The following is a 25,015-nucleotide window of genomic DNA, read 5'->3' on the forward strand; positions in this document are numbered from 1 at the left end:
GACAAATAAAACAGCACCCGCAGGCATGACCTGCAGGTGCTGCCGTCCACCGCATTTATTCGACCGGTCAGCTTTTCGGCAGGCCGGGTGGGTTGGTTCTCGATTCCGGCAAGGCCTCTTCCGAAAGCTGCCAGCGTTCCAGTATCTTCGCGTAAGCGCCGCTCTTGATCAGATCGTTGGTGGCGAGCGTCAGCGCATCGGCCAATCCCGAACCCTTGCGGGTGGTGATGGCGACATCCGAACGTTCCGGCCAGCCGGCGGAGAGTGTTCCGACACGTTTGATGGTCTTGTCACGCGCGGCGATGAAGACCAGCTGCGCATGCGGCTGGACGATCACATCGGCCCGCCCGGCAGAAAGCGCGACAAGCCGGGTGGCCTCGTCGTCATAATATTGCAGCTCGAGCGGCTTTAAACCGGCGGCTACATTCTCGTCATTCCATTTCAGCAGAATACGCTCCTGATTGGTGCCAGCGCCGACGATGATCTTCAGGCCCGCCGCATCCTTCGGCTCATTTATGGCGGTGATGCCGCTGTCGGACTTCACGAAAAAGCCGTGCAGGCCCTGACGATAGGTGGAGAAGTCGAACTTCTCCTTGCGCTGCTCGGTCACCCCGACATTGGAGATGACAGCATCGTATTTGCCGGAGGCAAGCCCCAGCGGCCAGTCGGCCCAGGCGACAGCAACCAGCTCAAGCTCAAGGCCGAGACTATCAGCCACCGCAAGCGCATAGTCCGGATCGGCACCCACCACGGTCTTGGCGTCCGTCGCATAGGTCGCGAGCGGTGGTCCGCCAGGTGCAACCGCGACCGTGAGTTTGCCCGGGGTGATGAACTTGAAATCTTTCGGGATGGCGGCAATCGCTGCGGGGTCTTTTTCTACCCTGATCCGGCCAGGCTGGTCTGGCGAAAGATCGAAGACATCAGTTGCGAAAGCCGACCCGAAAGCGGCGATAGAGAGAAAAACGCCGAACGTGACTGTGGCAAGACGAGAGGTGAGTGCCATTCTGGCTCCCCGATAAAATGGATTGCGGGACGGAGGTAGCGCGGACGGGAGGAGGCCCGCGCTACCGGCTGAGTGATGTCCCACCTTCAACTCAGCTTTGTGGAAACTCAGCTTTCTGGCAGCAAACCAGCACTCAGCTCTTGGGCAGACCGGGCGGATTGGTCCGGGATTCGGTGATGGCTTCCGAACCGAGGTTCCAGCGGGCGAGAACCTTGCCGTAATTGCCGTTCTTGATCTGGGCGTTCAGTGCCGCCGTGATGGCTGCGGCAATTCCGGCATCCTTTTTGGAGGCAACGGCGATTTCCGCCGCTTCGGGCCAACCGCCGGAGAAGGTGCCAACGAGCTTGGTCTTCTTCTGGCTTGCTGCCTGGAAGGCTGACGTCGCATTGGGGCCAAGATAGGCGTCCGCGCGGCCGGATTGCAGGGCGACATCGAGCACGGCCTGATCGTCGTAATATTGCACATCGGTGTCGGCCAGACCCTTGGCCTTGTTGTCCTTGATCCATTTCAGCAGGATCTGCTCCTGATTGGTGGCAGCGCCGACGATAACCTTCAACCCGGCAACATCCTCGGGCTTGCTGATGCTCGTCACCTTGCTGTTGCTGCCCACGTAAAAGCCGAGCAGGTCGTTGCGGTAGCTGGAGAAGTCGAATTTTTCCTTACGGGCTTCCGTCACCGTGATGTTGGAGGTGACGGCATCATATTTGCCGGAGGTGAGGCCCAGCGGCCAATCGGCCCAGGCGATGGGAACTAGCTGAAGTTCAAGGCCAAGACTGTCAGCAACCAGCTGGGCGATATCCGGCTCCACGCCAATAGGCGTTTTTGTATCGCTGGCATAATCGACCAGCGGCAGCCGAAACGGCACGGTCGCGACCGTCAACTTTCCATCCGCGACGAACTTGTGGCCAGCGGGCAGAAGCTTGATCGCTTCTTCCACCTTCTCGGCGCGCACTCGCCCCTTCTGCTCCGGCGACAGGTCGATTTCCTGCGCATGCGCAGCCGGTATCAGCGCGGTGGTAGCGGTGAAAAGACCGCCTGCAAGCAACGACAATAATTTCGATGAAAAAGCCATGCGAGTGTTTCCTTTGTTGTTTTGATTAGAGAACTTTTGCGAGGAATTCGGCGGTGCGGGGATGTTCCGGGCTGTTGAACACCTGGTCCGGCGTGCCTGTTTCGATGATGCGGCCCTGTTCCATGAAGACGACCCTGTCGGAGACTTCACGGGCAAAACCGATTTCATGGGTAACGATGATGAGCGTGACGCCGGAGCGGGAAAGCTCCTTGATAACATCAAGCACTTCGTTGACGAGTTCAGGATCGAGCGCGGATGTCGGCTCATCGAACAGCAACACCTTCGGCCGCAACGCCAGCGCCCGGGCGATCGCCACGCGTTGCTGCTGACCGCCGGAAAGCTGACGGGGATAAGCGCCAGCTTTTTCGGCAAGGCCGACGCGAGCCAGAAGATCGCGCGCCTCGGTCTGCGCCTGCTCTTTCGATATGCCACGAACGGCTATGGGTGCTTCGATGATGTTTTCAAGCGCGGTCAGATGCGGGAACAGGTTGAAGCTCTGAAACACCATGCCCACTTCGGCGCGGCGCTTGAGGATTTCCCGTTCCTTCAGCTCATAAAGCGTATCGCCCTTTTGACGATAACCGACCAATTCACCGTCTATGGCGATAAAACCGTCATCGACACGCTCGAGATGGTTGATGGAGCGCAGCAATGTGGACTTGCCGGAGCCGGATTGGCCGAGAATGGTGGTAACACTGCCTGCCGGAATGGAAAGGCTGATATCATCAAGCACCTTCAGCGACCCGAAGGATTTCGAAACGCCATGAATATTGACCGACCCGCCACGATTTCCGAGCTGAAAGCTCACGGCACGGGCAGGCACCGAACGCTCGGGCCTTACGGCTGTCGTGGCCACCGTTTCCACGGCTTCAGGCAAGGGTTTGCGCGGCAGGAAGGTGCGGTAAATCGTGGCGAACAGTGACGACGGCGGATTGCGCAGTGCACCGCGTGAAAAATGCCGCTCGATATGGTGCTGCACGATCGAAAGCGCCGTCAGTATCACCAGATACCAGACGGTCGCGACCATCAGCAGCGGGATCACTTCCAGATTTCGGCGATAGATGATCTGGATCGTGTAGAACAGCTCCGGCAGGGCAAGGATATAGACCTGCGAAGTCCCCTTGGCGAGGCCGATGATGTCGTTGAAGGCGGTGGGCAAGATGGAGCGCATCGCCTGCGGCAGAACAATGCGGGACGCCTGCCGCCGCCGGGGAAGGCCGAGTGCTGCGGCAGCCTCAAGCTGCCCCTGATCAACCGAGAGAATGCCGCCACGGACGATTTCGGATGCGAAGGCGGCCTGATTGAGCGTCAGCCCCAGAACGGCGGCCGCAAACGGCGTCATCAGCTGCGTGGTATTCCAGCTGAAGAAGTTGATGCCCGTATAGGGCACACCGATCGTCACGGTCTCATAGAGATAACCGAGGTTGTTGAGGATCAGCAAAAGCACGATCAGCGGAATGGATCGAAAAATCCAGATATAGGTCCAGGATACGGCAACCAGCAGTGGCGAGCGTGAAACGCGGGCAAGCGCCAGCAGCGTTCCCAGCGCGAAGCCGAGCACCGCACCGAGCGCGGTCAGCAGCAGCGTCCGTCCTAAGCCGACCAACACCGGTTCAGCGAAAAACCATTCCGCAAAGACATCCCAGCCCCAGCGCGGATTGCCGAAAACGGAATGCAGAACGGCCGCAATGATGAGTACGGAGAAGACTGTTCCCACGGTCCGCAAGGGGTAGCGGGCCGGCACGATGCGGAAATGGGAATACCCACCCTTGATCGGTTCACCCTTCTGGTCGTTCAATGCAACATGCGGAAAATCAGAGGCTATCGTCATCTGAAAAAGCCTTTCACGGGTGGGCCGGGGAAGAATGCGGCCGGGCCGCCGGTATCGAAGCGCCTTCCGCAACGGAGGCGGAGGCGCTATCGGCAAGCCATTTTTCGAAAGGCAGCGACCTGATCGTTTCAGGATCGGCCGACGTATCGAACAACGCGCGATAACCGTTGGTGAGATATAGGCCGACCGCTTCCGGCTGGCGGAAGCCCGTGGTCAGATAGACACGGGCGTAACCCTGCCGGATCGCCTGCCGCTCCAGCTCCTGAAGAACTATTTTGGCAAGCCCCTGCCGGCGGTGGGCCGAATGGGTCCAGACCCGCTTGAACTCGGCGGTTTCCTCGTCGTAGCGCATGAAAGCACCGCCGGCGATCGCCTTGCCGCCACGCAAGAGCAGCAGGAAATTGCCCGACGGCGGGCTGAAAGCCTCCGGCGGATATTTGTTAAGTTCCGCCTTGGCGCCTTCCGCGTTGAAATATGTGCCGTAGCGGCTGTCATATTCGAACAGCAACTCCTCCAGAAGCGGGGTTGCGAGCGGATCCTTGACCGATGTGTAGAGAAAACTGTCGCTCATCTCATTGTCCTAAACTCGTTGCATCAGGAGAGGTATGCTTCGGCCAGACGCACCCAGAAGCGTGCCGCAGGCGCAATGATCGCATCGTTGAAATCGTAGTGAGGGCTGTGCAGTGGCGCGCTGTCGCCATTGCCGACGAAGAGATAGGAGCCCGGCCGCTCCAAAAGCATGAAGGCGAAATCCTCGCTCGCCGTTCGCGGCTGAAAGCCTTCGGCAACCTGTTCGGCTGGAAAATGCCGTTTGGCGACGTCGCGGGCAAAAGCTGTCTGCCTGATGTGATTGATGACGGGCGGGAAGCCACGGGAGTAGGTGACATCGGCGCTTGCGCCGAAGCTTTCCGCCTGTGCTTTGGCAAGGGCGGGAAGCCGCTCCTCCAGTCTGTCGCGCACGGCGGGCGAAAAGGCCCGCGCGGTAATCTGCAGTTCGACACTCTCGGGAATGACGTTGGAAGCAGTTCCGCCATGGATGGAGCCTACCGTCAGCACCGCCATGTCTCGCGGGTCGACATTGCGCGAGACGATGCTCTGCAAGGCGGTGACGAAGCTTGCCGAGGCAAGAACCGGATCAACCGTTTCATGCGGCGCCGCCCCGTGCCCGCCCTTGCCGATGATCCGAACCTTCGCCTTGTCGACGGAGGCCATGGCAGGCCCTTCGACAAAGCCGAATTGTCCGGTTTCGACACCCGGCCAATTGTGCAGTCCGAACACGGCATCGACGGGAAACCGCTCGAAAAGCCTGTCCTTTATCATCGCTCTAGCACCCGCACCGATTTCCTCGGCTGGCTGGAAAATCAGCGTCAGCGTGCCGGAAAAACTCGATGTTTCAGCTAGATAACGGGCAGCGGCGAGCAGGATAGTCGTGTGACCGTCATGACCGCAGGCATGCATGACGCCCTGTGTCTGGCTGGCATAGGCAAGACCGGTTTCCTCGACGATGGGCAGGGCGTCGATATCGGCGCGGATACCCAGACGCTTGTCACCATGACCACGTTTCAACGTGGCGACGACGCCATGGCCCCCGACACCCTCGGTTACCTCATATCCGAAGGAGAGGAGGTAACGGGCAACGAGCGCCGCCGTGCGCTTTTCCCCAAGAGAAAGCTCCGGATGTCGGTGAAGATCGTGCCGGATGGCGATGCTTTCCTCGATGAAGGCAAGGATTCCCCGTTCGGCGTCGTCCTGCGGACGCGCACCGTCAATGCGGATATTCATGGTTCTGGTCTCCTGCGCTGCGCTTTACCCGCACAGCACCTTGAAATTCTCTCCGGGCGGCAATGGCTGCCGCCCGACCCCGCTTTTATGCGATCGCCTTGCTGGAACCGCTTTCAGCGTGGGAATAGATGCTGTCCTTGAAAGGCAGGCCGAGATGCTCACGCAGCGTCCTGCCTTCCAGATGCGGTTCGAAATATCCGCGCCGTTGCAGCACCGGTATGACGAGGCGGATGAAATCATCCAGCCCTTCGGCAATCACCGGGAAGCCCAGAATGAAACCGTCGGCCGCATCGTGCTCCACCCAGCGGATGATCTCGTCCGCCACCTTGTCCGGAGTTCCGATGAAACCTTCGCGCGGGGTCGCCGCCTCCAGTGCCGCTTCGCGCAACGTCTGGTTTTTTTCCTTCGCACGGCGCTTGATGCGGTCGGTCGTCGAACGGAAGCTGTTCTTGCCGATCTCGCCAAGTTCGGGGAAAGGCTCATCCAGCGGATAGACACTGAAGTCGTGGTGGTCGAAGAAACGGCCGAGATAGGCGAGCGCATCCTCGATGGTGATGAGGTTGCGGATGATGTTGTATTTCGCTTCCGCCTCCTCCTGCGTCTCGCCCACAATCGGCCCGATGCCAGGGAAAATCTTCACGTCGGCTGCGGATCTGCCCTGCGCGACAGCACTCTGCTTCACGCGCTTGAGGAATGTTTGGTTTTCCTCGAGCGATGCAGAATTAGTAAAAACGGCGTCGGCATGTTTGCCCGCAAGCCCGATACCGGCATCCGAAGACCCCGCCTGGAAAATCACCGGCTGCCCCTGCGGCGAACGCTGGATGTTCAGCGGACCTTCCACCTGGAAGAAGCGACCCTTGTGGCCGAGCGTGTGGAGTTTTTGCCTGTCGAAGAACTGTCCCGTCTCGCGGTTACGCACGAAGGCATCGTCGTCCCAGCTGTCCCACAGGCCCTTGATCACCTCCAGATATTCATCGGCGATCTCGTAACGCAGCGCATGTTCGGGATGGTTGCGGCTGTAGTTCCTCGCCGTACCTTCGAGTGGCGTCGTTACTGCATTCCAGCCGGCCCTGCCACCGCTCAAAAGATCAAGCGAGGCGAACTGGCGCGCAATGGTGAAGGGCTCGCTGTAGGAGGTCGAAACCGTGCCGGCAAGACCGATCTTCGAGGTGACGGAGGCGAGCGCCGAAAGGATGGTCAAAGGCTCGAACCGGTTGAGGAAATGCGGAATGGACTTGTCGTTGATGTAAAGCCCGTCGGCAACGAAGGCGAAGGCGATGCCGGCGGCTTCTGCCTTCAGCGCGTTCTTCCTGAAGAAATCGAAGTTGACGCTGGCATCAACAAGGCTTTTCGGGTGCCGCCAGGCGTTCATGTGCCCGCCGGGGCCCTGGAGCATGATGCCGAAACGGATTGTCTTTTTCGTCATGTCATTTCCTCCTGAGGACAAGTTCACGCGGCCCTGGAAAGGCGGTGTGTGGCCAGCAATTCGATCGAGGCGAGCCTCTGATCGGCCCCCACATGCGGCGGCTCCACGATGAATTCCTCGATACCGTGCTCATCGGAAAGCGCACGCAGCGCCTTGTGAATATCGTCCGGCCCGCCATGCAGGACGTTGGGCTTACGCTCCTCGATGCGATAATCGGTATCGCCGGACTGGCGGGCGAATTCTTCCGCCTGTTCACGGCGGCCAAGGTTGAACGCCTTGCCGTCGCTGAGGAACACCCGGTAGATGCGCTGACCTTCCACCTGACGCGCCGCATGGTCGGGATCACTGGCGGCAAAGACGGAGAGGGCAAGGATCGGCGCCCTGCCGCCGCTCTCCTCACGGAAAGCCGAGAGGCTGCTGCGAAGAACCTCCGGATCACCATTGAGGTGGCCGGCAAAGACGAAATTCCATCCTTTGGAAGCTGCAAGCCTTGCGCTTTCCGGGCTGGCACCGAGCAGAAACCGTTCCACCGCAACCGGCGGCACCGGTGTTGCCTGCAACCCGGCCTGCGCATGCCCCTGCGGCGCGGCACCGGAGAGAAACGTGGTAAGTTCACCAAAAGCCGTTTCGAAATCCGGCTTGCGGGCGGGATCATAGGCCTGCTGTAGGGCAGACGTCGCAAGCGGCAGCCCGCCCGGTGTCTTGCCGACGCCGAGATCGACCCGACCGGGGGCGAGCGACGACAACACGTTGAAAACCTCGGCGACCTTGTAGGGGCTGTAATGCTGCAGCATCACGCCGCCCGAGCCGACGCGGATACGAGAGGTCTTCGCCAGAATCCATGCAACCAGCGCTTCCGGCGCGGAACCGGCAAGCTCCGGCGAATTGTGATGTTCTGCCACCCAGAATCGACGATAGCCCAGTTCTTCGGCGCGTTTGGCGAGATTGATCGTGTCGCGGAACGCGCTTGCCGCGTTCTCACCCGTTGGAACAGGGCTCTTGTCCAGCAAACTGAGAGTATACATCATCACCTCGCACGTCTTTTGATGCATACTTTGTCTACTGATTTTATATAGTAATAAAGGACGTTCGTTCCACGTTGCGACGCGATCAGAGAAAATATTATTTCCCGCTATGGTTTCGGCAGGCGTCTTTGGCAAAGCAATCCGAAACGATGAGGAAACAGGGCGAAAAACGATGGTGTAAAGCCGCTTTGTGCATCGAGCCGGGACGAAACGGACTTGCGCGGGAATTCGGTAAAAACTACTTAGTAAGTTGAGAACACCATAACCCGGCACTCAGAAGGTGCTGGCCCTCTTTGCGGATCATGCGATGTTGACCAAAAAAGGCAAATACGGACTGAAGGCTCTTGTCGATCTGGCGCGGTTGCCCCAGGGCGAGACCGCCTTTGTGACCGAGATTGCAACCCGCAACAATATTCCGAAAAAATTTCTGGATACTATTCTTCTGGAACTGCGCAACAGCGGCATTCTGCGTTCCAAGAAGGGACCGAATGGCGGTTATTCGCTGTCGAAAATGCCATCGGAAATCATGATCGGGCAGGTCATCCGCACGCTGGACGGGCCCTTGGCACCCATCCGCTGTGCCAGCCGCACCGCTTTTGAAGCCTGCGACGACTGCGACGATCCCGAGACCTGTCAGGTCAGGGTTTCGATGACGGACGTGCGGGACGCCATCGCAACAATCCTGGACAATATGACGCTCGCACAATTCGTGGCAAAAGGCGGACAAGACGCGCAATTTATTCCGGCAGGCGAATAAGCGCGGTTTACTGCCGGCGCAGATCGTCTCCCAGGGTCGCAATCAGCCCGGATTCGCTTGCACCATCGATAAGTCCGAGACGGGCCATTAGAATTTCCAGCGTGATGGCATTGTTGCGGACAGAGCGAAAGGTCACGCTTTCCGCCCCCACCTGCGCCGCATCGATATTGGCCGCGAGGCGGGAAATCTGTGCCTTCAGCAATTCGATTGCGAGAAATATTTCGCCGATAAGGGGGCGCGCATCACCTTCCTCGGCCAATCTGTCAATCAGCAACGCTGAAAGCTCACGCTGTTTCTCACCCAGAGCCACGGCGGCCTTCAGAAGGATGAAAACGGAGGCTGCCAGATTTCCAGCGCCCTGCGCAAGAAACGCGACCTGATCGGCGCGCAGCAGGCCGTCCCATGATGTATCCGGGCGATTGCGAAGAACAACGAGCACGGCCTGCCCTGCCGCGTTGACTGCCGGGACAACGATCCAGTCTGCATCTGAGGTAACAGATCGGGCAATGTCATCGGGCAGCCGCAAGCCATAGTCGTCGCCAGTCAACAGAACCGCCTGATCCACGCCGGCGTCAGATGAGGCAAGCGCAAAAGTCTCACCAAGATCGAGGCGGGCGAAGAGGGTTTTGCGCTGCTCTTCGCTACCGGCGTTCCTGATGAATTCGAGCGCCGTGAAGTGTTCGGCAAGCGCATGCGCCGCCTCCGCATCCGCCGCGGAAATAATCGAGAGAGCTTGCGAGAGAACGTCGTTAGTGATGTCCGCCCCGCCCAGATCGTTTGGAACGGAGAGGGCGAGAAGGCCGGAACGGGCAATCCGCGCGTGGATTTGTGCGGCACTTTCCACCGCGCATTTTTCGGCAATCGTCCGGGCAACGGTCAGTACATCCCCATCCGCGCCGAGACGCGGGGACACGAAACGAATTCTTTCGCCGAGCGGCGTGACAGATCCCATGCTCAACTCCCTCAAAGAATGACCCAGTGAAAGCGCCGGAAAGGCCGGAGCTCAGTCCAGCGAATGATAACGGCCGTTTTGATAGACCAGCGAGTGACCCGATCCGATGCGGATCGCCTCCACCTTGCCGATAATGATGACGTGGCTGTGGCGCTCGATCGCCTCCTCGATGGTGCAATCGATCGCGGCAACGGCGTCCTCGAGGATGGGCGCGCCGCTCGCCAGACGGGTCCATTCCGCGCCGCGATAACGGTCCACACCTTTCAGACCGCCAACACCGGCAAACTGGTTGGCGATGAACTGATGGTTCGGGCCGATAATATTCACCGCCAGATGGCCGAAGCGCTGCACCACAGGCCATGTGGAGGAGGAGCGGTTGAGCGCAACCAGAATTCTTGGCGGATCGACCGACAGGGCGGTGGCGGATGTTACCGTAGCACCCGTGCGCGCATCACCCTCGCCCGCCGTAATGACGCTGACACCGCCGCCCAGCGTCCTGAGCGCCGCCTTAAGGCTATCGGCATCCGGCGCCTTGCCAGAGACGGGATCGCGGAGATTGATGAATTGTTGATCCTTGGCCGCATATTGCAATGTCATCGATCGCTCCTGAAAACAGCTTGTTGCTCAATAGTTAGCAGCGGCGGCGGGGCGTGAAATAGACATCGTTTTCCATAATACTTATATTCTATGGAAATAATGTTTTATATGCCGCTCTCCCGTGAACGCTCCGCCGAATGACGCCCATAGGAAAGGCTAACCGGAAGACAGGGCCGCCTGCCTTCCGGCGATTGATCACGAGCCGGATACCAGCTTGACGTTACCGCCGTGGCCGCCGCCGCCGAAAACCTGTTTCGTGCCGAAAGACGAACGGATCTGATTACGTGGCCCATCAAGCCCGATTTCCGGAAACAGCAATTCGGATAGACGGTAGGCTTCCTCCAGATGCGGATAGCCCGATGCGATGACGGTATCGATGCCCAGCGCCTGATACTCCCGCAGCCGCGCCGCAACTGTCTTCGGCGAACCCACCAGCGCGGTGCCGGCGCCAGAGCGGACAAGACCGATTCCCGCCCACAAGTTCGGAGAGACTTCAAGCTGGTCACGCCGGCCATTATGCAGCGCCCGCATCCTTGCCTGACCGACCGAATCCGACGCCTTTAAGAAGGCCTCCTGAGCGGAAGCGATGGTTTCGTCGGAAAGCTTGGAAATCAGTTTGTCCGCATCGGCCCAGGCCTCCTCATCGGTTTCGCGCACGATGAAATGCAGGCGAATGCCGAATGTCACTTCTCGCCCTTTTTTCGCTGCGGCGGCGCGAACCTTGGCGATTTTTTCCGCCACCTGTGCCGGCGGCTCACCCCAGGTCAGATACTTGTCGGTGATACCGGCCGAGAACTCGATCCCGGCATCGGAGGAGCCGCCGAAATAAAGCGGCGGACGCGGTTCCTGCACCGGTGGCAGGCCGAGCCTGGCACCCTGTGCCTTGATATATTTGCCGTCGAGATCTCCCTTGCCAGTTTCGATCAACGAATTGAACACCTGGAAGAACTCGTCAGCGTGGTCGTAACGCTCGTCGTGCGGCAGGAAGATGCCATCACCAGCCAGCTCCTGCGCGCTGCCGCCAACGACGATGTTGAGAAGCAGCCGACCATGGGAAACACGGTCCAGCGTGGAGGCCAGCCGCGCATAATAGGCCGGCGAGGCAACGCCCGGACGGATAGCGACGAGGAATTTCAGTTTCTCGGTATAGGCGGCGAGATTGGCCGCGAGGATGAAGGATTCCTCGCAGGCGACGCCGGTGGGAATAAGCACCCCGGAATAACCGAGCCGATCCGCAGCCTGCGCTATTTCCCGAAAATAGCCGGGATCGGCGGGACGTGACAGATCGTCGGAGCCAAGATAGCTGCCGTCGCCTGAGGTGGGTATGAACCACAGAAAATCGAGTGGTTTGTCAGCTGTACTCATCGACAGGTCCTTTGCAATCCGCCCATCGGGCAATTCGGCTGGGTACTAAAAGGGTAGCCAATTCCCCGCCGCGTTTAAGAAATTTTGTTCCAATTTCCGTGCCGCAAGGAGAGTTTATCTCCGCTGGGAAATGGGTCTGGGAAGCGAAAACAAACCTTTCGCCTCCCTGTGTCAGAGGACCGGATAAAGTCCGAGCATCGCGAAATTCATTTCGTAAATCTCTTCCCGCTCAAGGTCGAGATCGCTCTTTTCCCGCTTGATACGACCGGAATGATCCAGCGGCTGGAGCCTGCCCTGATCATCCCCTCGCGGCCTACGCCTGGCCAGACCGAACAGATCGACAGTAAACGCATGAAGTCCCTGCGGCATGTGCGCCTCCTTTGGTCAATTCGCTCTATCCTCCGGCGAGCGCCCAGATTGGTCAATATTTTCCATAAAATTACTATTCTATAATTGGCGGATTGCCGGCAAACGTGGACTAAGGTTGCGGCAGCGGGAAAAATTCCGTTTCGAACCGCCAATAAAGGGGTCATCGCAATGGCACCGACACGATGGCCGCTCAAAGCACGGACTTGGGACGAAAAGACTATAGAGCGCCGGCATCACCCTGCAGCAGCGCACCGTGCAGAACGGGTGATCCGCGCTTCTTCGATCTGCTGGCCTTGATTTCGGACGCCGCTTTCAGGCGTGCGAAAAGAGCATAGCCCTCGGACCACCGGCCGAAACCGGCGGCAATATTGATGTGTCCAACCGAGCCGAGATTGACGATATCGCTTCCCCAGTAAGCAGCGGTGCGGGCTAACTCGTCCGGGTTCATATAGGGGTCGTTCATGCTACCTACGACGAGACTGGGGAAGGCGAGCGGCGACCGAGGAAATGCGCCGAAGCGGACGATGCATGGATGCATTGCCTCCACTCTGTCGAGATGGGCGGGCGCCACCAGAAGCGCACCCCTGATTTTGCTGGCCACGGGTCGTGTCGCCATATTGGCGACAAGCAGGCAACCCAGGCTGTGGGCGACAATATAGGCGCTTTCGGTTGCGGCGAGCGCCGCTTCCAGACGCTCAAGCCAGTCTTCAAGAACCGGGCATTCCCAATTCTGCTGATCGACCAGCTGCGCCTCCGAATCTTCCAGCAGCCAGTGCCGCTGCCAATGCCCCTCATCCGAACCGTTGAGGCCGGGGACAATCAAGGTGGTACACATGCCTACTCCGTGGTTTGCGGGCGGGGTGTGCCAAGAATGGTGAATTTCGCAATTTTAGTCGACTATTGCCTTGCTCAGCTTTTCCGAACTCGAGAAAAATCGATCCATACAATTCCGCTCTGGCAAAAAATACGTCCTCGGCAGCGGGCCTCAAAACTGCGCATGTGGAATCATTGCCTAAAATATTTTCCATAGAAAATATGTTCTAATTGAGCAAAAGACGCGGAAAGCTTTTCCTCTGCCGCATCCGAAAAGAAACGCCGCTGCTTGGCCGTGCCGCCGCCGGTTTGTCATTCTCGCACTATCGGAGACCTCAACCTCCCGAACCCCAAAATGGCAGATGCCGAGCCTCGGCAGGGCCATTCCACCGCGACATAAAGCGAAAATTCAGGCGGATAATGTGAGCAGCACGAGCGAATTTCTCTGGTACATCCCCAATGACGTCAAACCCGGACATCGGGGCGACGCCGTCAGCGAAAACCACAACAGCCTCGATACTTTAACTACCCATGCCAGGGCGCTGGAAAACCATGGCTGGAAGGGCGCGTTGATCGGCACCGGCTGGGGGCGTCCGGATACCTTTACGGTTGCGGCGTCGCTTACCGCGCGTACCACCACTTTCGAGCCACTGATCGCTATCCGCCCCGGCTACTGGAAGCCGGCCAATCTCGCATCGGCCGCCGCCACGCTCGATCAGCTTTCTGGTGGCCGGGTACGAATCAATGTCGTTTCCGGCCGGGACGAGCTTGCGGCCTATGGCGACGAAGAAGGCGATCAGGCGCAGCGTTATGCGCGCACGAAGGAGTTCATGCGGCTGGTGCGGCGGCTCTGGACTGAGGAAAACGTCACTTTCAATGGCGACCATTTCCGGGTCAAGAACTCCACCGTCTCGCCGCGTATCAGCGAGAGTGCCGGACGGCCACATCCCAAACTTTATTTCGGCGGCGCGTCCGAGGCCGCCGAACAGGTTGCCGCAACTGAAGCCGATGTCCAGCTCTTCTGGGGCGAACCGCTCGCCGGCGTGCGCGAAAGGATCGAACGTCTCAGACATTTCAGTGAGACCCTCGGCCGTGACCTGCCGCCGCTGCAATTCGGTCTGCGGATCACCACGCTGGTGCGCGAAACCACGGCTGAGGCTTGGCGCGATGCGGAAACAAAGGTGGCGGAGATGGCTGCGAACAATGGCGTGCGCTGGAACGATCATCTGCAAGGTGTCGCAGTCGGCCAGCGCCGCCTGCTGGATCTGCACACGCAGAGCGATGTGCTGGACGACAATCTTTATACCGCACCCGGCAAATTTGGCGGAGGCGGTGCCGCAACGACATGGCTCGTCGGTTCGGCGGAAGACGTCGCCGCGTCGCTGCGCAAATACCGCGCGCTTGGCATCACCCATTTCGTGCTTTCCGACACGCCCTATCTTCAGGAAATTGAACGGCAGGGCGACAAGCTGTTGCCGCTACTCCGGGACTGATGCGGGCGGCGTCAACATGGGCGGTCTGCCAAACAAAGCCGCCCATGTCTTCTACGGTCAGCCGCCAACAGCCTTGATGCTCTGACGGCCGAGGATAGTTCGGATCATGTGGCTTTGCGGCGCATGCGCCCTTGCCGTTATGGCGTCGCGGTGATGCCGCTCGAGATTATAGTCCCGGCGAAGGCCGCGATTGCCGCCAAGCTCCAGCGCCAGATCCGTCACCGCCACCGCATTGTCGATCACCACATGACGAACGGCGAGCGCATCCGTGCCTACCCTCTCACCCGCATCGACATCACGCGCGACGGAGCGGAGCAGACGCCTGTTGGCCGCAAGAAGCACCTCGATCTCGCCCAGACCTTCCTGAATACGGGGAATGGATGACAGCGGCGCGCCGAGGCTTGCCGGAACATGGCCTGTCAGATGGCGCAAGAGGGCGTCACGCGCCGAAAGCGCGACACCGTGATAGACGGAGGCCAGCAGCACGAAGAAATTGTAACCGTCCGCCTCATCCCGCCGCAACGGCTCGTCCGCCGGCTGTTCGGCAACGATATCGGCGAGCGGCACCCTCACATTCTCAAGCAGGAGATCGTCGCTGGCGGTGGCATACATTCCGGTCGCTTCCCATGCCTTTTCCCGGCCGATGCCCGGCGCATCGAGCGGGACCAGAAGCTGGATCAGGCGCGGCACCTCTTCCGTCGTGACGGCAAGTACAATCGCCCATTTCAGACCCGGCAGGCCGGTGACGAAGCTCTTGCGGCCATTGACCACCCAGAAATCGCCCTCGATCCGCGCCGTCGTTTCCGGCAGGCCGCCATGGGCCGGGGAACCGATCCCCGGCTCTGCCTGTGCATTGTTCAGAAGCGCCCGCTCCCTGTTATTGGCGGCCAGCACCTTTGCCGCGAGATCTGCCGGCCACCTGCCGCGCCGGATGGCAGCATGAACGCTGTAATGCATGGCAAGGATGAGGGCGGTTGACGGATCACCCTTGGCAATGGCGGCGATGACGGCATGCGCGGTTTCCATGCCCTCCCCCCAGCCACCGTCCTTTTCAGCCGTCACGAGACCAAGCAGGCCAGACTTGAAAAGCGCCTCGAAATTACCGGCGGCGAATTCGCCGCTTTTGTCATACTCCGCCGCAGTCAGGCTGAAATCTTCGGCGAGCGCGGTTGCGATGGCGACGGGATTCAAGTGCTGCTCCGGGCTCGGAACGGCGGATAAAGCGCCGCTCATGCCACCGCCCTTTCACTGGTCGTGACGAAACGGTCATCGATCCACGCAGCGAGATCGAAGTCGTTTTCAAGGAAACCCCATTGATGCAGGAAATCCTTGTAATGGCCGACGGCGGCGACGAGGTCCGCATCGAGGCTAAGACCTAGATGGCGGTGGACATCCGGGCCGTTGGCGGCCAGAACCTGCTCTTCGGTCGCACCCGCCTCGCGCGCGATAAAACGGCGGGTCTCTTCCGGATGCTGCTCCGCCCAGAGCGAGGCTTTGGCAATGGCGGCAACCAGCCGCTCCACTAGATCGGGGCGCTCATCGGCAAGCCGACCGTCGACTGTCAGCACGCGGGGAGAGCCGGAGTTGATACGTATCTTCGGGTCGGGGTGAAAACCGAATTCCGCCACCTGCACGGCGCCGATCAGGTTCGCGGCGGCGATACCGGCAGTACCCTTGACGAAAATCGCATCGACCTCACCTCGCAACAGCGCGATGATCTCCTCACCGAACGATTGTCGCCGCTTCAGGCCGAAAAGGGATGGTCCCTCCTGTGTCGCCAGCACGGAATCCTTGATCACGATATCCTTCAGCTCGACATCCTCGACCTTACGGCCCTCCAGCGAAAGCGCCGAAACGATTCCCTTCAATGCTGTCGCTCGCATGAAATCGACAATCCCATCAGGTCTGCGCGGCACACCGAAACGGCGGCCGACGAGATCGGCAAGCGAGCGGATACCGGTTTCCGGAAGGGTGATGATCGCCTGGAACTCATCGGTCCAGGTAATGCCGATAAGACGCGTATTGCGCCCTTCCGAGCGGGCGCGGATAGGGGGCACATTACCGCCGTGGCGGAAGGACCATTCCAGCGTGTGGTTGAAGTGGCTCTGCCGCACAGAACGATCCGGTGAATCGATGATGGATTTCAGCGATATTCCGACATCCTCGAAGGTCTGTGCGAGATAACCGAGCTGCGCCGCAAGCCCCACGGGCGTGGGCACCGGGCAACGTGTGTACCAGATTTCAGAAAGTGTCGTGCTCATGGCTTTGGCCTCGATGAAAACGATGACACCAGAAAGCGATGCTGCGGTGCCCGTCGACGAAAGGGAGATATCCCTACCCGCCGCAAACGGCGGGCAGGGGCTGGCGAGACGATCAGGATGCCGCGATATGCGCGAAGGCCAGGCTGCCCGCGACGCCTTCGGCACCGATCGTGTGATCGGCAATGCGCTTGTTGAAGATGGTGATTTCAGGTGCCGCAACGATGTCGATGGCAGGAACGTCATCGACGAGGATCTGCTGTATTTCCTTCCATTGCGCGACGCGCTTGTCCGGATCGATCTCGACAGCGGCAGCTTCCAGCAGCGCATCCACCTTGGGGTTGCTGTAGGCGGCGCCATTTGAGAAGGGCACGCCCTTCTTGAAGTTTTTCGACCAGTATAGCCGCTGCACACCGACGGTCGGGTCGAAGAGATTGCTCATGCCCTCATAGGCAAAATCGAAATCGCGATCCGTGTAGATGCGCTTGGTATAGGTGGCGAAATCCTGCGTCCGCACCGTCACATCCACACCGACCTTCGCCAGCGCCTGGCGAATATAGTCCGCGCCACGCGGATAGGCCTCGGTGCTCGGCACATAGTCCAGATTGAGCTTGAAACGGATGCCATCCGCACCGCGCTTGTATCCCGCCTCGTCCAGCAGCGCTTCGGCCGCCTTCAGATCGATCGGATAGGTCTTCAGATCGTCCACGAACCATTTCGTCAGCTTCGGATTGATCGGTCCGGTAATCGTCGCACCATAGCCATAATTGACCGTGTTGAAAATGACGTTACGGTCAATGACATGCGCGAAGGCGCGGCGGACGCGGACATCCTTGAACACGTCCTTCTCGAGGTTGAACTCCACGCGGCTGATCGAATTGGTATATTGATAGCCATTGGTCTCGAAGCCGAGGCTCGGTAGTTCCTTCAGGCGGTCGAGATCGCTATAGGCGACCGGGGTGCTCGGAGCGAGATCGATTTCACCGGTTTCGATGGCAATCGCCCGGGCCGAAGCATCAGGAATGAAGCGAACAATCAGCTTGTCGAGATAGGGGCGCGGCGCATCCCAGTAATCGGCATTGCGCTCAAAAACGATATGGCTGCCCCGCACCCACTCCTTGAACTTGAACGGGCCGGTGCCAACAGGCGCGAGATTGATGGGATTTTCGGTAACTTTCGTGCCTTCATAAAGATGCTTGGGCACGATAGGCGTTTCAGCAGCGGCAAGCGCTGTTATCAGATACGGCGCAGGCTTGGAAAGAACCAGCACGGCCGTCAGATCATCCGGGGTCTCGACACTGGTGAGGTTCAGGAAGGTATTGCGCCCGCGCGGATGCACTTCCTTGATGGTGTTGATGGAGAACGCCACATCGGCAGATGTGAAAGGCTTGCCGTCATGCCATTTTACACCGGGTCTCAGATTGAAGGTGTAACGCAGGCCATCGCCGCTGACATCCCATGATTTGGCCAGCAGCGGCTTGGGATTGAGGTCGAAATCATAGGTCAGCAGCCCTTCCGTGACCTTGGGCGATATGTAGACGGAATTATAGGCCGTGTGCGCGATCGTCGTCAGAACCGGCGGCTCCGATGAGATGAGCAAAGTGGCCGTTCCGCCGCTTGCCGGCTCTGCTGCGTTGAGCTTCAGCCCCGGCAACGACACCACGCCAAGCGCCACCGACGCCAGCAGAAATCCGCGGCGCGTCGTCTGGTTGAAAACAGTCATGCGATACCTCTCCTTAATTGAACCGGCGAAAAACCGGCAAAACTGAACGGCCGCGCTTGGGAAGAAGTTTGTTCCGCAGACGAGAGTGAGATTGGCATGAAGCACCAACCATTCTCATAAATAGGAATTATCTTTTCTTTATGGCGCATTTTTCCGTAAATTTCAGAAAATAATTCTATTACTCTTTGACAAATTCCATAAAATTAGTCAACTAATACCAACGCCTTTACGGGCCGATTTCATGTTTTCAAGCGAATGGACTGGAGCCGATGTCGAATTCGAAACGGATTTTATCGCAGGCAAGGCGGGTGGCCATTCAGGCCGTCCCGACGGTTCTCGGTATCGTCATCCTGAACTTCTTCCTGCTGCAGCTGGCGCCTGGTGATGCGGCTGACGTGCTGGCCGCGGAAGCGGGTTCGGCGACCGTCGAGACCATGGCCGAAATTCGCTCACGCTTCGGGCTCGACCTGCCGGTCGTCCATCAGCTCATGAACTATCTCGGCAATCTGGCCCAGTTCAGCCTCGGCTTTTCACCCCGCTACGGCATGCCGGTCGCCGATCTTATCGGCCAGCGATTGCCCGGCACGCTGGCGCTGATGGGAGCAGCACTTGGCATTGCGATTTTCGTCGGCGTTTTCCTCGGCTCCATCATGGCGCTCTTTTCCGGCAAGCTGCCGGACCGGATCATTTCGATTGGCTCGCTAATCTTTTATTCCGTGCCGGGCTTCTGGATCGGCCTGATGCTTATCCTCACCTTCTCGGTCAAGCTCGGCTGGCTTCCGTCTGGCGGCGACAGCACCATCGGCAGCAGCCTCACCGGCCTCGACGCCCTTCTGGACAGGCTGCGCTATATCGTTCTCCCCGCCCTTTCGCTGGCGCTTTATTTTCTGGCGATTTATGCCCGCCTCACGCGCGCGGCGATGCTGGAAGTCAAATCCCAGGACTATGTGCGCACGGCACGGGCAAAAGGCGTTTCACCCTTCCGGCTCACCACACGCCATATTCTGCGCAACGCGCTCATCCCGATCACCACCATGGCCGGCATGCATATTGGCGGCCTGCTGGGCGGTGCGGTCGTGGTCGAGACCGTCTTCAGCTGGCCAGGCCTTGGCCGTCTTGCTTTCGAGGCCGTCATGGCCCGCGATTTCAGCGTGCTGCTCGGCATTCTGCTTCTGTCTTCCCTTGTCGTCATCATTGTCAATGCCGCCGTGGACCTGTTGCAGGCATGGCTCGACCCCCGCATCGGAGAAAGCCGATGAATTCCTCCCAGACATCAGCAGTTCTCGACGCGGCCGAACTCAGTGCCGAAGAGAGCAATCCCAAACCTAAAAAACCTGAAGAAAAAGTCTGGCCCTATATCCATGCGCCGGACGCGCTTTCAGCCCGCTCCGTCTCCGTGCCGCGGCGCGGCTTGCGGCGGGAACTGAAGATTTTCCTGACCAATCCCAACGCTATCGTTGGGCTGCTGTTCCTTGCCACCGTCCTCATCGCCGCTGTCACGGCCCCGCTGATCTATCCGGGCGATCCGCTGGAAATGGTGGCCCGCCCCTTCCTCTGGCCCGGCCAGAATCCAGCCTATCCGCTCGGCACCGATTCCATGGGGCGTGATGTGCTGGCGGGCATTGTGCACGGCGCACGCATCTCGCTCACCGTCGGTGTCGTTGCCACCCTGATCGGGCTGACGATCGGCATAACAATTGGTGCTTTCGCCGGTTATTTCGGTGGCGTCATCGACGATATTCTCGTGAAGATCATCGAAATCTTCCAGACATTGCCGAACTTCGTGCTGCTGGTGGTGCTCGTCGCCATCGCCCAGCCTTCGGTCACCACGGTAACCTCGGCAATCGGCATCATTACCTGGCCACTTGTTGCGCGCCTGACCCGCGCCGAATTCCGCGCCATCCGCGAGAAGGACTATGTGCTTGCCGCACGAAGCCTCGGTTATGGCCATGCGCGTATCGTGTTTCAGGAAATTCTGCCCAACGCCCTGCCGCCGATCATCGTCACCTCCTCCGTCATGGTGGCGGGTGCGATCCTCATGGAAGCAGCCCTTTCCTTCATGGGACTTGGCGACCCCAACCGTGTTTCCTGGGGTTCGATGATCGGGTCGGGACGCGACGTCATTCGCACCGCCTGGTATCTGACCGCCCTTCCCGGCCTCGCCATCGTCTTCACCGTCATTTCGCTGAACCTCATCAGCGACGGTCTCAACGATGCGCTAAACCCCCGTTTTTCGGAGGAACGCCGATGAGCAAACTTATCGAAGTCCACGATCTCTCCGTCAGCTTCGGCTCAGCCCAACCGGTCAAGGGCGTCAGCTTCGATGTGGAGTCCGGCGAAATGCTGGCAATCGTCGGCGAAAGCGGCTCGGGAAAATCGCTGACTGCGCTCGGCCTGATCGGCCTGTTGCCGTCGCATGCAAAAACCGGCGGGCGTGTTCTGCTCGAAGGCCGCGATCTCCTGCCGCTTTCCGAGCGGCAATGGCGCGGCATTCGCGGCCGCGATATCGGCATGATCTTTCAGGAACCGATGACATCGCTGAACCCCGTCCTGACGGTGGGCGAACAGATCGTCGAGGTGCTGCGCATCCATGAAAGGATCGACAGGCACCAGGCGCGCAAACGCGCCATCGAGCTTCTGGACCTCGTCAATATTCCCGACGCTCAGCGCCGCGTGGACGATTATCCGCACCAGCTTTCCGGCGGCATGCGCCAGCGCGTCATGATCGCCATCGGCGTTGCCTGCAATCCCAAACTGCTGATCGCCGACGAGGCGACGACCGCGCTCGACGTGACGATACAGGCGCAGATCCTGCAGCTGCTCGACAATCTGCGCCGCGATCTCAACATGGCCGTCATCCTCATCACCCACGATCTTGGCATTGTGGCGCAATGGGCCGATCGGGTCATGGTCATGTATGCCGGCCGCAAGGTGGAAGAAGGATTGCCTGAACCGGTTTTCTCCAATCCTTACCACCCCTATACGCGCGGCCTGCTGGCTGCCTCTCCGCGCGCTGAAGACGGCCAGCATTATCGCGACGGGCCACTCATCGAAATTCCGGGTTCAATCGTTTCCGCTACGGGCGAGCGCGGCTGCGCCTTCCGGCCACGCTGTCCGAGCGCCCGCGGTTTCTGCGGGCAGTTCGTACCGCCGCTGAGGCTCGTCTCGGAAGGCCGCTACGCCGCCTGCCCCTTCGTATCCCCCACATCCCAAGAGGTATCCGATGACGCTCTTGTCAGTGCATAGTCTTTCCACCCACTATTCGGGAGGACGCGGAACAGTCCGCGCCGTCGACGATGTGTCGCTCGACATCGAGGCGGGCGAGACCGTGGCGCTGGTGGGTGAATCAGGCTGCGGCAAATCCTCGCTCGGCAAGTCGCTGATGCGGCTGGTGGAGCCCACTTCCGGCAGGATCACCTTCAAGGGCGCCGATGTCACGGCGATGTCGTCGTCGCAGCTGCGCGGCATCCGCCGCCGCATCCAGATGATCTTTCAGGACCCATTCGCGTCGCTCAATCCACGCCAGACGGTGCGAACCATCCTTACCGGGCCGTTGAAGGTGCACGGCATTGGCGACAGGGAGCAACAGCGGGAGATCGTCGAGGCGATCGTCGCGCAGGTGGGTCTGCCGCCTGATGCACTCGACCGCTATCCGCACGAGTTTTCCGGCGGCCAGCGCCAGCGCATCGGCATTGCCCGGGCGCTCGTTCTCGAGCCGGAACTGGTCGTCTGCGACGAGCCTGTCTCGGCGCTCGATCTTTCCATCCAGGCGCAGATCCTCAACCTTCTGGTGGAGATGAAGAAACGGCTTTCGTTGTCCTATCTCTTCGTATCCCACGACCTTTCGGTCGTACGCTATTTTTCCGATCGCGTTCTGGTCATGTATCTCGGCAAGATCGTGGAAAGCGCGCCGACCGCGGAGCTTTGGGCCTCGCCGAAACACCCCTATACCCGTGCGCTTCTCGCAGCCGTTCCCGATCCCGCGCGCCGCAAGCAGGCAGCGCCCATTTCCGGCGACCTGCCGAGCCCCCACAACCCGCCATCCGGCTGCCGGTTTCACACCCGCTGCCCGCTCGCCACCGATCTCTGTCGCGAAAAAGCGCCGGATTACACCCTTTTCGGCAAGAACCACGCCGTGGCTTGCCACCATGCCCAATAAACTGAAGGAGCAACCATAATGGTCGACTATCGCTATCTCGGACGCAGCGCGCTGAAAGTTTCACCGCTGAGCCTCGGCACGATGATGTTCGGAGGCCCGACGCCGGATGACGTGGCCTTCCGCATCATCGACAAGGCACGCGAGCAGGGCATCAACTTCATCGACACTGCCGATGTCTATCACGACGGCAAGTCGGAAGAAGTCGTTGGTCGCGGTATCAAGGCCAGTCGCGATCACTGGGTTCTGGCAACGAAATTCGTCAATTCCCACACCAAGGGTCCGAACCTTGGCGGCCATTCGCGCAAATGGGTGATCGAGACCGTCGAGAATTCGCTTCGCCGTCTCAACACCGACTACATCGATATCCTCTATTTCCACCGCGCCGTCTTCGACGCGCCGCTGGAAGAGCCGGTACGCGCCATTGCCGATCTCATCCGTGCGGGCAAGCTGCGCTATTTCGGCGTTTCCAACTTCCGGGGCTGGCGCATCGCCGAAATTTCGCATCTGGCCGATCAGCTCGGCATCGACCGGCCTATCGCCAGCCAGCCGCTCTACAACATCGTCAACCGCACAGCCGAAGCCGAGCAGCTGCCCGCGGCACATAATTACGGGCTGGGCGTCGTTTCCTATTCGCCGCTGGCACGTGGCGTGCTGACCGGGAAATATCAGCCGGGTGAGCAGCCGGGCGCAGATACCCGTGTCGGCCGTGGCGACAAGCGGGTTCTGGAAACCGAATGGCGCCCCGAGTCGGTCGAAATCGCCCAGAAGGTTGCGGCGCACGCCGCATCAAAGGGTGTTTCGGCAGCGGATTTTGCGCTCGCCTGGGTGCTGAACAACAAGTTCGTCACCGCCGCGATCACCGGCCCGCGTACTGAAGACCATTGGGACGGTTACGTCCGCGCCCTCGATGTGAAGATCGATGCGGAAGACGAGGCGCTGGTCGACAGCCTTGTGACGACAGGCCATCCCTCGACACCCGGCTTCAACGATCCGAGCCATCCCGTCGAAGGCCGCGTGCCGCGCAATATCGAACCGGCTCCCCGCCCGGTCGTCAAGCCGCGCGCGGTCGCCTGATCGTCCAGAAGAAAATGCCTGCGGCGCGACCGTGCCGCAGGTCATCACATCCGCTCAGGGAAAATCCGCAATGTCCAATCCTAAAATACAGACCGCAACCACCGATAATTCCGGCGTGCCGAGCCGAGACGACATTCTGGCCCGCACCAGGGACATTGCGGCTGTTGCCGCCAAGGATGCCGCTCGCCGTGAGCGTCAGCGGGAACTTCCCTTCGAAATCTTCGGCCTGATCAAAGAAGCCAGGATCGGCACGCTGCGCATCCCCGAGGCCAAGGGTGGGCCGGGAGGCTCGATTGCGGACTATATAGAAGTGCTGATGATCCTCGGGGAAGCCGACAGCAATATTCCGCACGCACTCCGCAGCCATTTCAATTTCACCGAAAACCTCGCTCTCACACCGATCGAGCTCGAGGATCGGCGGCACCTGGAAAATGTCCTCACCGGCAAGCTCTTTGCGGGCGCCAGCACGGAACAGGGCACCAAACGCCCCGGCGAAATCACCACGCGCCTCAGCGCCGATGGCGACCGTTATCGTCTGAACGGCCGCAAATGGTATGCGACCGGCACCGCCTTCGCAGATTTCGGCACCTTTAGCGCTGTCGGCGACGACGAACAGCCGATCGGCGTCCTCATTCCGCTTGATCGGCCCGGGATCACCATTCTCGACGACTGGGACAGCATGGGCCAGCGCATGACGGCAAGCGGCGGCGTTTTGCTTGAAAATGTCGAGGTTCTCCCGCATGAACTGACGACCCGCAAGCTCGGCAGCCAGATCGGGCGCCACAGCTCGGCCATGCGACAGTTGCATCTCGCTGCCTCTGCCGCCGGTGCCGTTCAGGGTGCACTCAACGATGGCATCGACTATGTTCTGCGCCAGGCGCGCACCACGCTCCACAGCAGCGCCGAAACCGCCAATCAGGACCCCTTTGTGCAGAAGATGCTCGGAGAGATCAGCGCCGGTGCCTTCGCCGTCAAGACGCTGATCCGCGAGGCGGCAAGAACGCTCGACAGGACCGCCGCCGCCTTTTCCAGCGGCGACGAAGAGGCGATAGAAGCGGCTTTGCTGGAAGGTTCTCTCGCCACCGCCCGTACCCAGATCATCGCATCGCAGCTTTCGCTGACGGTCGCCACCAACCTTTACGAACTGGGCGGCGGATCGGCGACGTCCAGCGAGCGGAATTTCGACCGCCACTGGCGCAACATCCGCACGGTCTACAACCACAATCCGCTTGCCCACAAGGCGCGTGTCATCGGCGACTACTATCTCAACGGCACCACGACGCACCTTAGGGAAGGCCGTGTATTCTAGCCATGAA

23 protein-coding genes are annotated in these 25,015 nt (G+C 59.8%); 8 read left to right on the forward strand and 15 right to left on the reverse strand.

The genetic code is table 11. From position 1 onward, the window contains the following. Positions 1-67: 67 nt before the first annotated feature. The 7 genes from ACQZ45_RS12035 to ACQZ45_RS12065 form a co-directional block, all read right to left on the reverse strand. On the reverse strand, positions 68-1,003 hold the full coding sequence (locus ACQZ45_RS12035) for an ABC transporter substrate-binding protein (protein WP_035199520.1): 936 nt from the start codon (positions 1,001-1,003) through the stop codon (positions 68-70). Positions 1,004-1,136: 133 nt separating this feature from the next. Then, positions 1,137-2,075, reverse strand: coding sequence for an ABC transporter substrate-binding protein (locus ACQZ45_RS12040; RefSeq protein WP_065662550.1), 939 nt, complete (start codon positions 2,073-2,075; stop codon positions 1,137-1,139). 25 nt (positions 2,076-2,100) lie between these two features. Further along, positions 2,101-3,906: an amino acid ABC transporter permease/ATP-binding protein gene (locus ACQZ45_RS12045; protein WP_081308480.1), complete on the reverse strand. Its 1,806-nt coding sequence runs from the start codon at positions 3,904-3,906 to the stop codon at positions 2,101-2,103. A gap of 13 nt (positions 3,907-3,919) precedes the next feature. Further along, positions 3,920-4,477 (reverse strand): GNAT family N-acetyltransferase, encoded by a 558-nt coding sequence (locus ACQZ45_RS12050; protein ID WP_003511088.1) that lies wholly within the window; start codon positions 4,475-4,477, stop codon positions 3,920-3,922. Between the two features lie 23 nt (positions 4,478-4,500). Continuing rightward, a complete protein-coding gene (locus ACQZ45_RS12055) occupies positions 4,501-5,688 on the reverse strand; it encodes a M20 aminoacylase family protein (protein WP_013761660.1) in 1,188 nt (395 codons plus the stop codon). 85 nt (positions 5,689-5,773) lie between these two features. Further along, entirely contained in the window at positions 5,774-7,114 is a 1,341-nt protein-coding gene (locus ACQZ45_RS12060) for an LLM class flavin-dependent oxidoreductase (protein WP_065687795.1), read from the reverse strand. A 23-nt stretch (positions 7,115-7,137) separates the two neighbouring features. Further along, entirely contained in the window at positions 7,138-8,142 is a 1,005-nt protein-coding gene (locus ACQZ45_RS12065; RefSeq protein WP_065687796.1) for an LLM class flavin-dependent oxidoreductase, read from the reverse strand. A gap of 304 nt (positions 8,143-8,446) precedes the next feature. On the opposite strand from ACQZ45_RS12065, the gene ACQZ45_RS12070 reads away from it, so the two are divergent. Then, positions 8,447-8,896, forward strand: a complete 450-nt coding sequence (locus ACQZ45_RS12070; RefSeq protein ID WP_003511094.1) for an RrF2 family transcriptional regulator — start codon at positions 8,447-8,449, stop codon at positions 8,894-8,896. 7 nt (positions 8,897-8,903) lie between these two features. Here the strand turns inward: ACQZ45_RS12070 and ACQZ45_RS12075 are convergent, their stop codons facing one another. The 5 genes from ACQZ45_RS12075 to ACQZ45_RS12095 form a co-directional block, all read right to left on the reverse strand. Continuing rightward, a complete protein-coding gene (locus tag ACQZ45_RS12075; RefSeq protein WP_065687797.1) occupies positions 8,904-9,848 on the reverse strand; it encodes an acyl-CoA dehydrogenase family protein in 945 nt (314 codons plus the stop codon). Between the two features lie 51 nt (positions 9,849-9,899). Beyond that, positions 9,900-10,445 carry a flavin reductase family protein gene (locus tag ACQZ45_RS12080; protein WP_003511097.1) on the reverse strand — a complete coding sequence of 182 codons (546 nt, stop codon included), beginning with the start codon at positions 10,443-10,445 and terminating at the stop codon, positions 9,900-9,902. 195 nt (positions 10,446-10,640) lie between these two features. Further along, a complete protein-coding gene (gene ssuD / locus ACQZ45_RS12085) occupies positions 10,641-11,810 on the reverse strand; it encodes an FMNH2-dependent alkanesulfonate monooxygenase (protein WP_003511099.1) in 1,170 nt (389 codons plus the stop codon). A 171-nt stretch (positions 11,811-11,981) separates the two neighbouring features. Further along, entirely contained in the window at positions 11,982-12,179 is a 198-nt protein-coding gene (locus tag ACQZ45_RS12090) for a hypothetical protein (RefSeq protein WP_003511101.1), read from the reverse strand. Positions 12,180-12,396: 217 nt separating this feature from the next. Then, positions 12,397-13,014 carry an alpha/beta hydrolase gene (locus tag ACQZ45_RS12095; protein ID WP_065687798.1) on the reverse strand — a complete coding sequence of 206 codons (618 nt, stop codon included), beginning with the start codon at positions 13,012-13,014 and terminating at the stop codon, positions 12,397-12,399. Between the two features lie 400 nt (positions 13,015-13,414). Between ACQZ45_RS12095 and ACQZ45_RS12100 the strand changes: the two genes are divergently transcribed. Beyond that, positions 13,415-14,485, forward strand: a complete 1,071-nt coding sequence (locus ACQZ45_RS12100; protein ID WP_065688004.1) for an LLM class flavin-dependent oxidoreductase — start codon at positions 13,415-13,417, stop codon at positions 14,483-14,485. Between the two features lie 57 nt (positions 14,486-14,542). Here the strand turns inward: ACQZ45_RS12100 and ACQZ45_RS12105 are convergent, their stop codons facing one another. From ACQZ45_RS12105 to ACQZ45_RS12115, 3 genes are all read right to left on the reverse strand, one after another. Beyond that, positions 14,543-15,718, reverse strand: coding sequence for an acyl-CoA dehydrogenase family protein (locus ACQZ45_RS12105; protein ID WP_065687799.1), 1,176 nt, complete (start codon positions 15,716-15,718; stop codon positions 14,543-14,545). After that, on the reverse strand, positions 15,715-16,746 hold the full coding sequence (locus ACQZ45_RS12110) for an ABC transporter substrate-binding protein (RefSeq protein ID WP_065688005.1): 1,032 nt from the start codon (positions 16,744-16,746) through the stop codon (positions 15,715-15,717). The genes ACQZ45_RS12105 and ACQZ45_RS12110 overlap by 4 nt, the downstream gene beginning before the upstream one ends. Before the next feature lie 112 nt (positions 16,747-16,858). After that, entirely contained in the window at positions 16,859-18,466 is a 1,608-nt protein-coding gene (locus ACQZ45_RS12115) for an ABC transporter substrate-binding protein (protein WP_065687800.1), read from the reverse strand. A 269-nt stretch (positions 18,467-18,735) separates the two neighbouring features. On the opposite strand from ACQZ45_RS12115, the gene ACQZ45_RS12120 reads away from it, so the two are divergent. The 6 genes from ACQZ45_RS12120 to ACQZ45_RS12145 all read left to right on the forward strand — a co-directional run bounded on the left by ACQZ45_RS12120 (position 18,736) and on the right by ACQZ45_RS12145 (position 25,008). Further along, positions 18,736-19,725 carry an ABC transporter permease gene (locus ACQZ45_RS12120; RefSeq protein ID WP_065687801.1) on the forward strand — a complete coding sequence of 330 codons (990 nt, stop codon included), beginning with the start codon at positions 18,736-18,738 and terminating at the stop codon, positions 19,723-19,725. After that, complete coding sequence (locus tag ACQZ45_RS12125; protein WP_003511114.1) at positions 19,722-20,717, forward strand: ABC transporter permease; 996 nt, start codon at positions 19,722-19,724, stop codon at positions 20,715-20,717. Before ACQZ45_RS12120 ends, ACQZ45_RS12125 begins: the two co-directional genes overlap by 4 nt. Then, positions 20,714-21,712, forward strand: a complete 999-nt coding sequence (locus tag ACQZ45_RS12130; protein WP_003511115.1) for an ABC transporter ATP-binding protein — start codon at positions 20,714-20,716, stop codon at positions 21,710-21,712. Before ACQZ45_RS12125 ends, ACQZ45_RS12130 begins: the two co-directional genes overlap by 4 nt. Further along, entirely contained in the window at positions 21,690-22,625 is a 936-nt protein-coding gene (locus ACQZ45_RS12135; protein ID WP_065687802.1) for an ABC transporter ATP-binding protein, read from the forward strand. Before ACQZ45_RS12130 ends, ACQZ45_RS12135 begins: the two co-directional genes overlap by 23 nt. A gap of 18 nt (positions 22,626-22,643) precedes the next feature. Continuing rightward, on the forward strand, positions 22,644-23,699 hold the full coding sequence (locus ACQZ45_RS12140) for an aldo/keto reductase (protein ID WP_003511118.1): 1,056 nt from the start codon (positions 22,644-22,646) through the stop codon (positions 23,697-23,699). A gap of 70 nt (positions 23,700-23,769) precedes the next feature. Beyond that, the gene (locus ACQZ45_RS12145) at positions 23,770-25,008 is read left to right on the forward strand and encodes an acyl-CoA dehydrogenase family protein (protein ID WP_065687803.1); all 1,239 of its coding nucleotides are present in this window, start codon (positions 23,770-23,772) and stop codon (positions 25,006-25,008) included. Positions 25,009-25,015: the final 7 nt, after the last annotated feature.

The organism is Agrobacterium sp. 16-2014-1-2a (assembly GCF_053522705.1).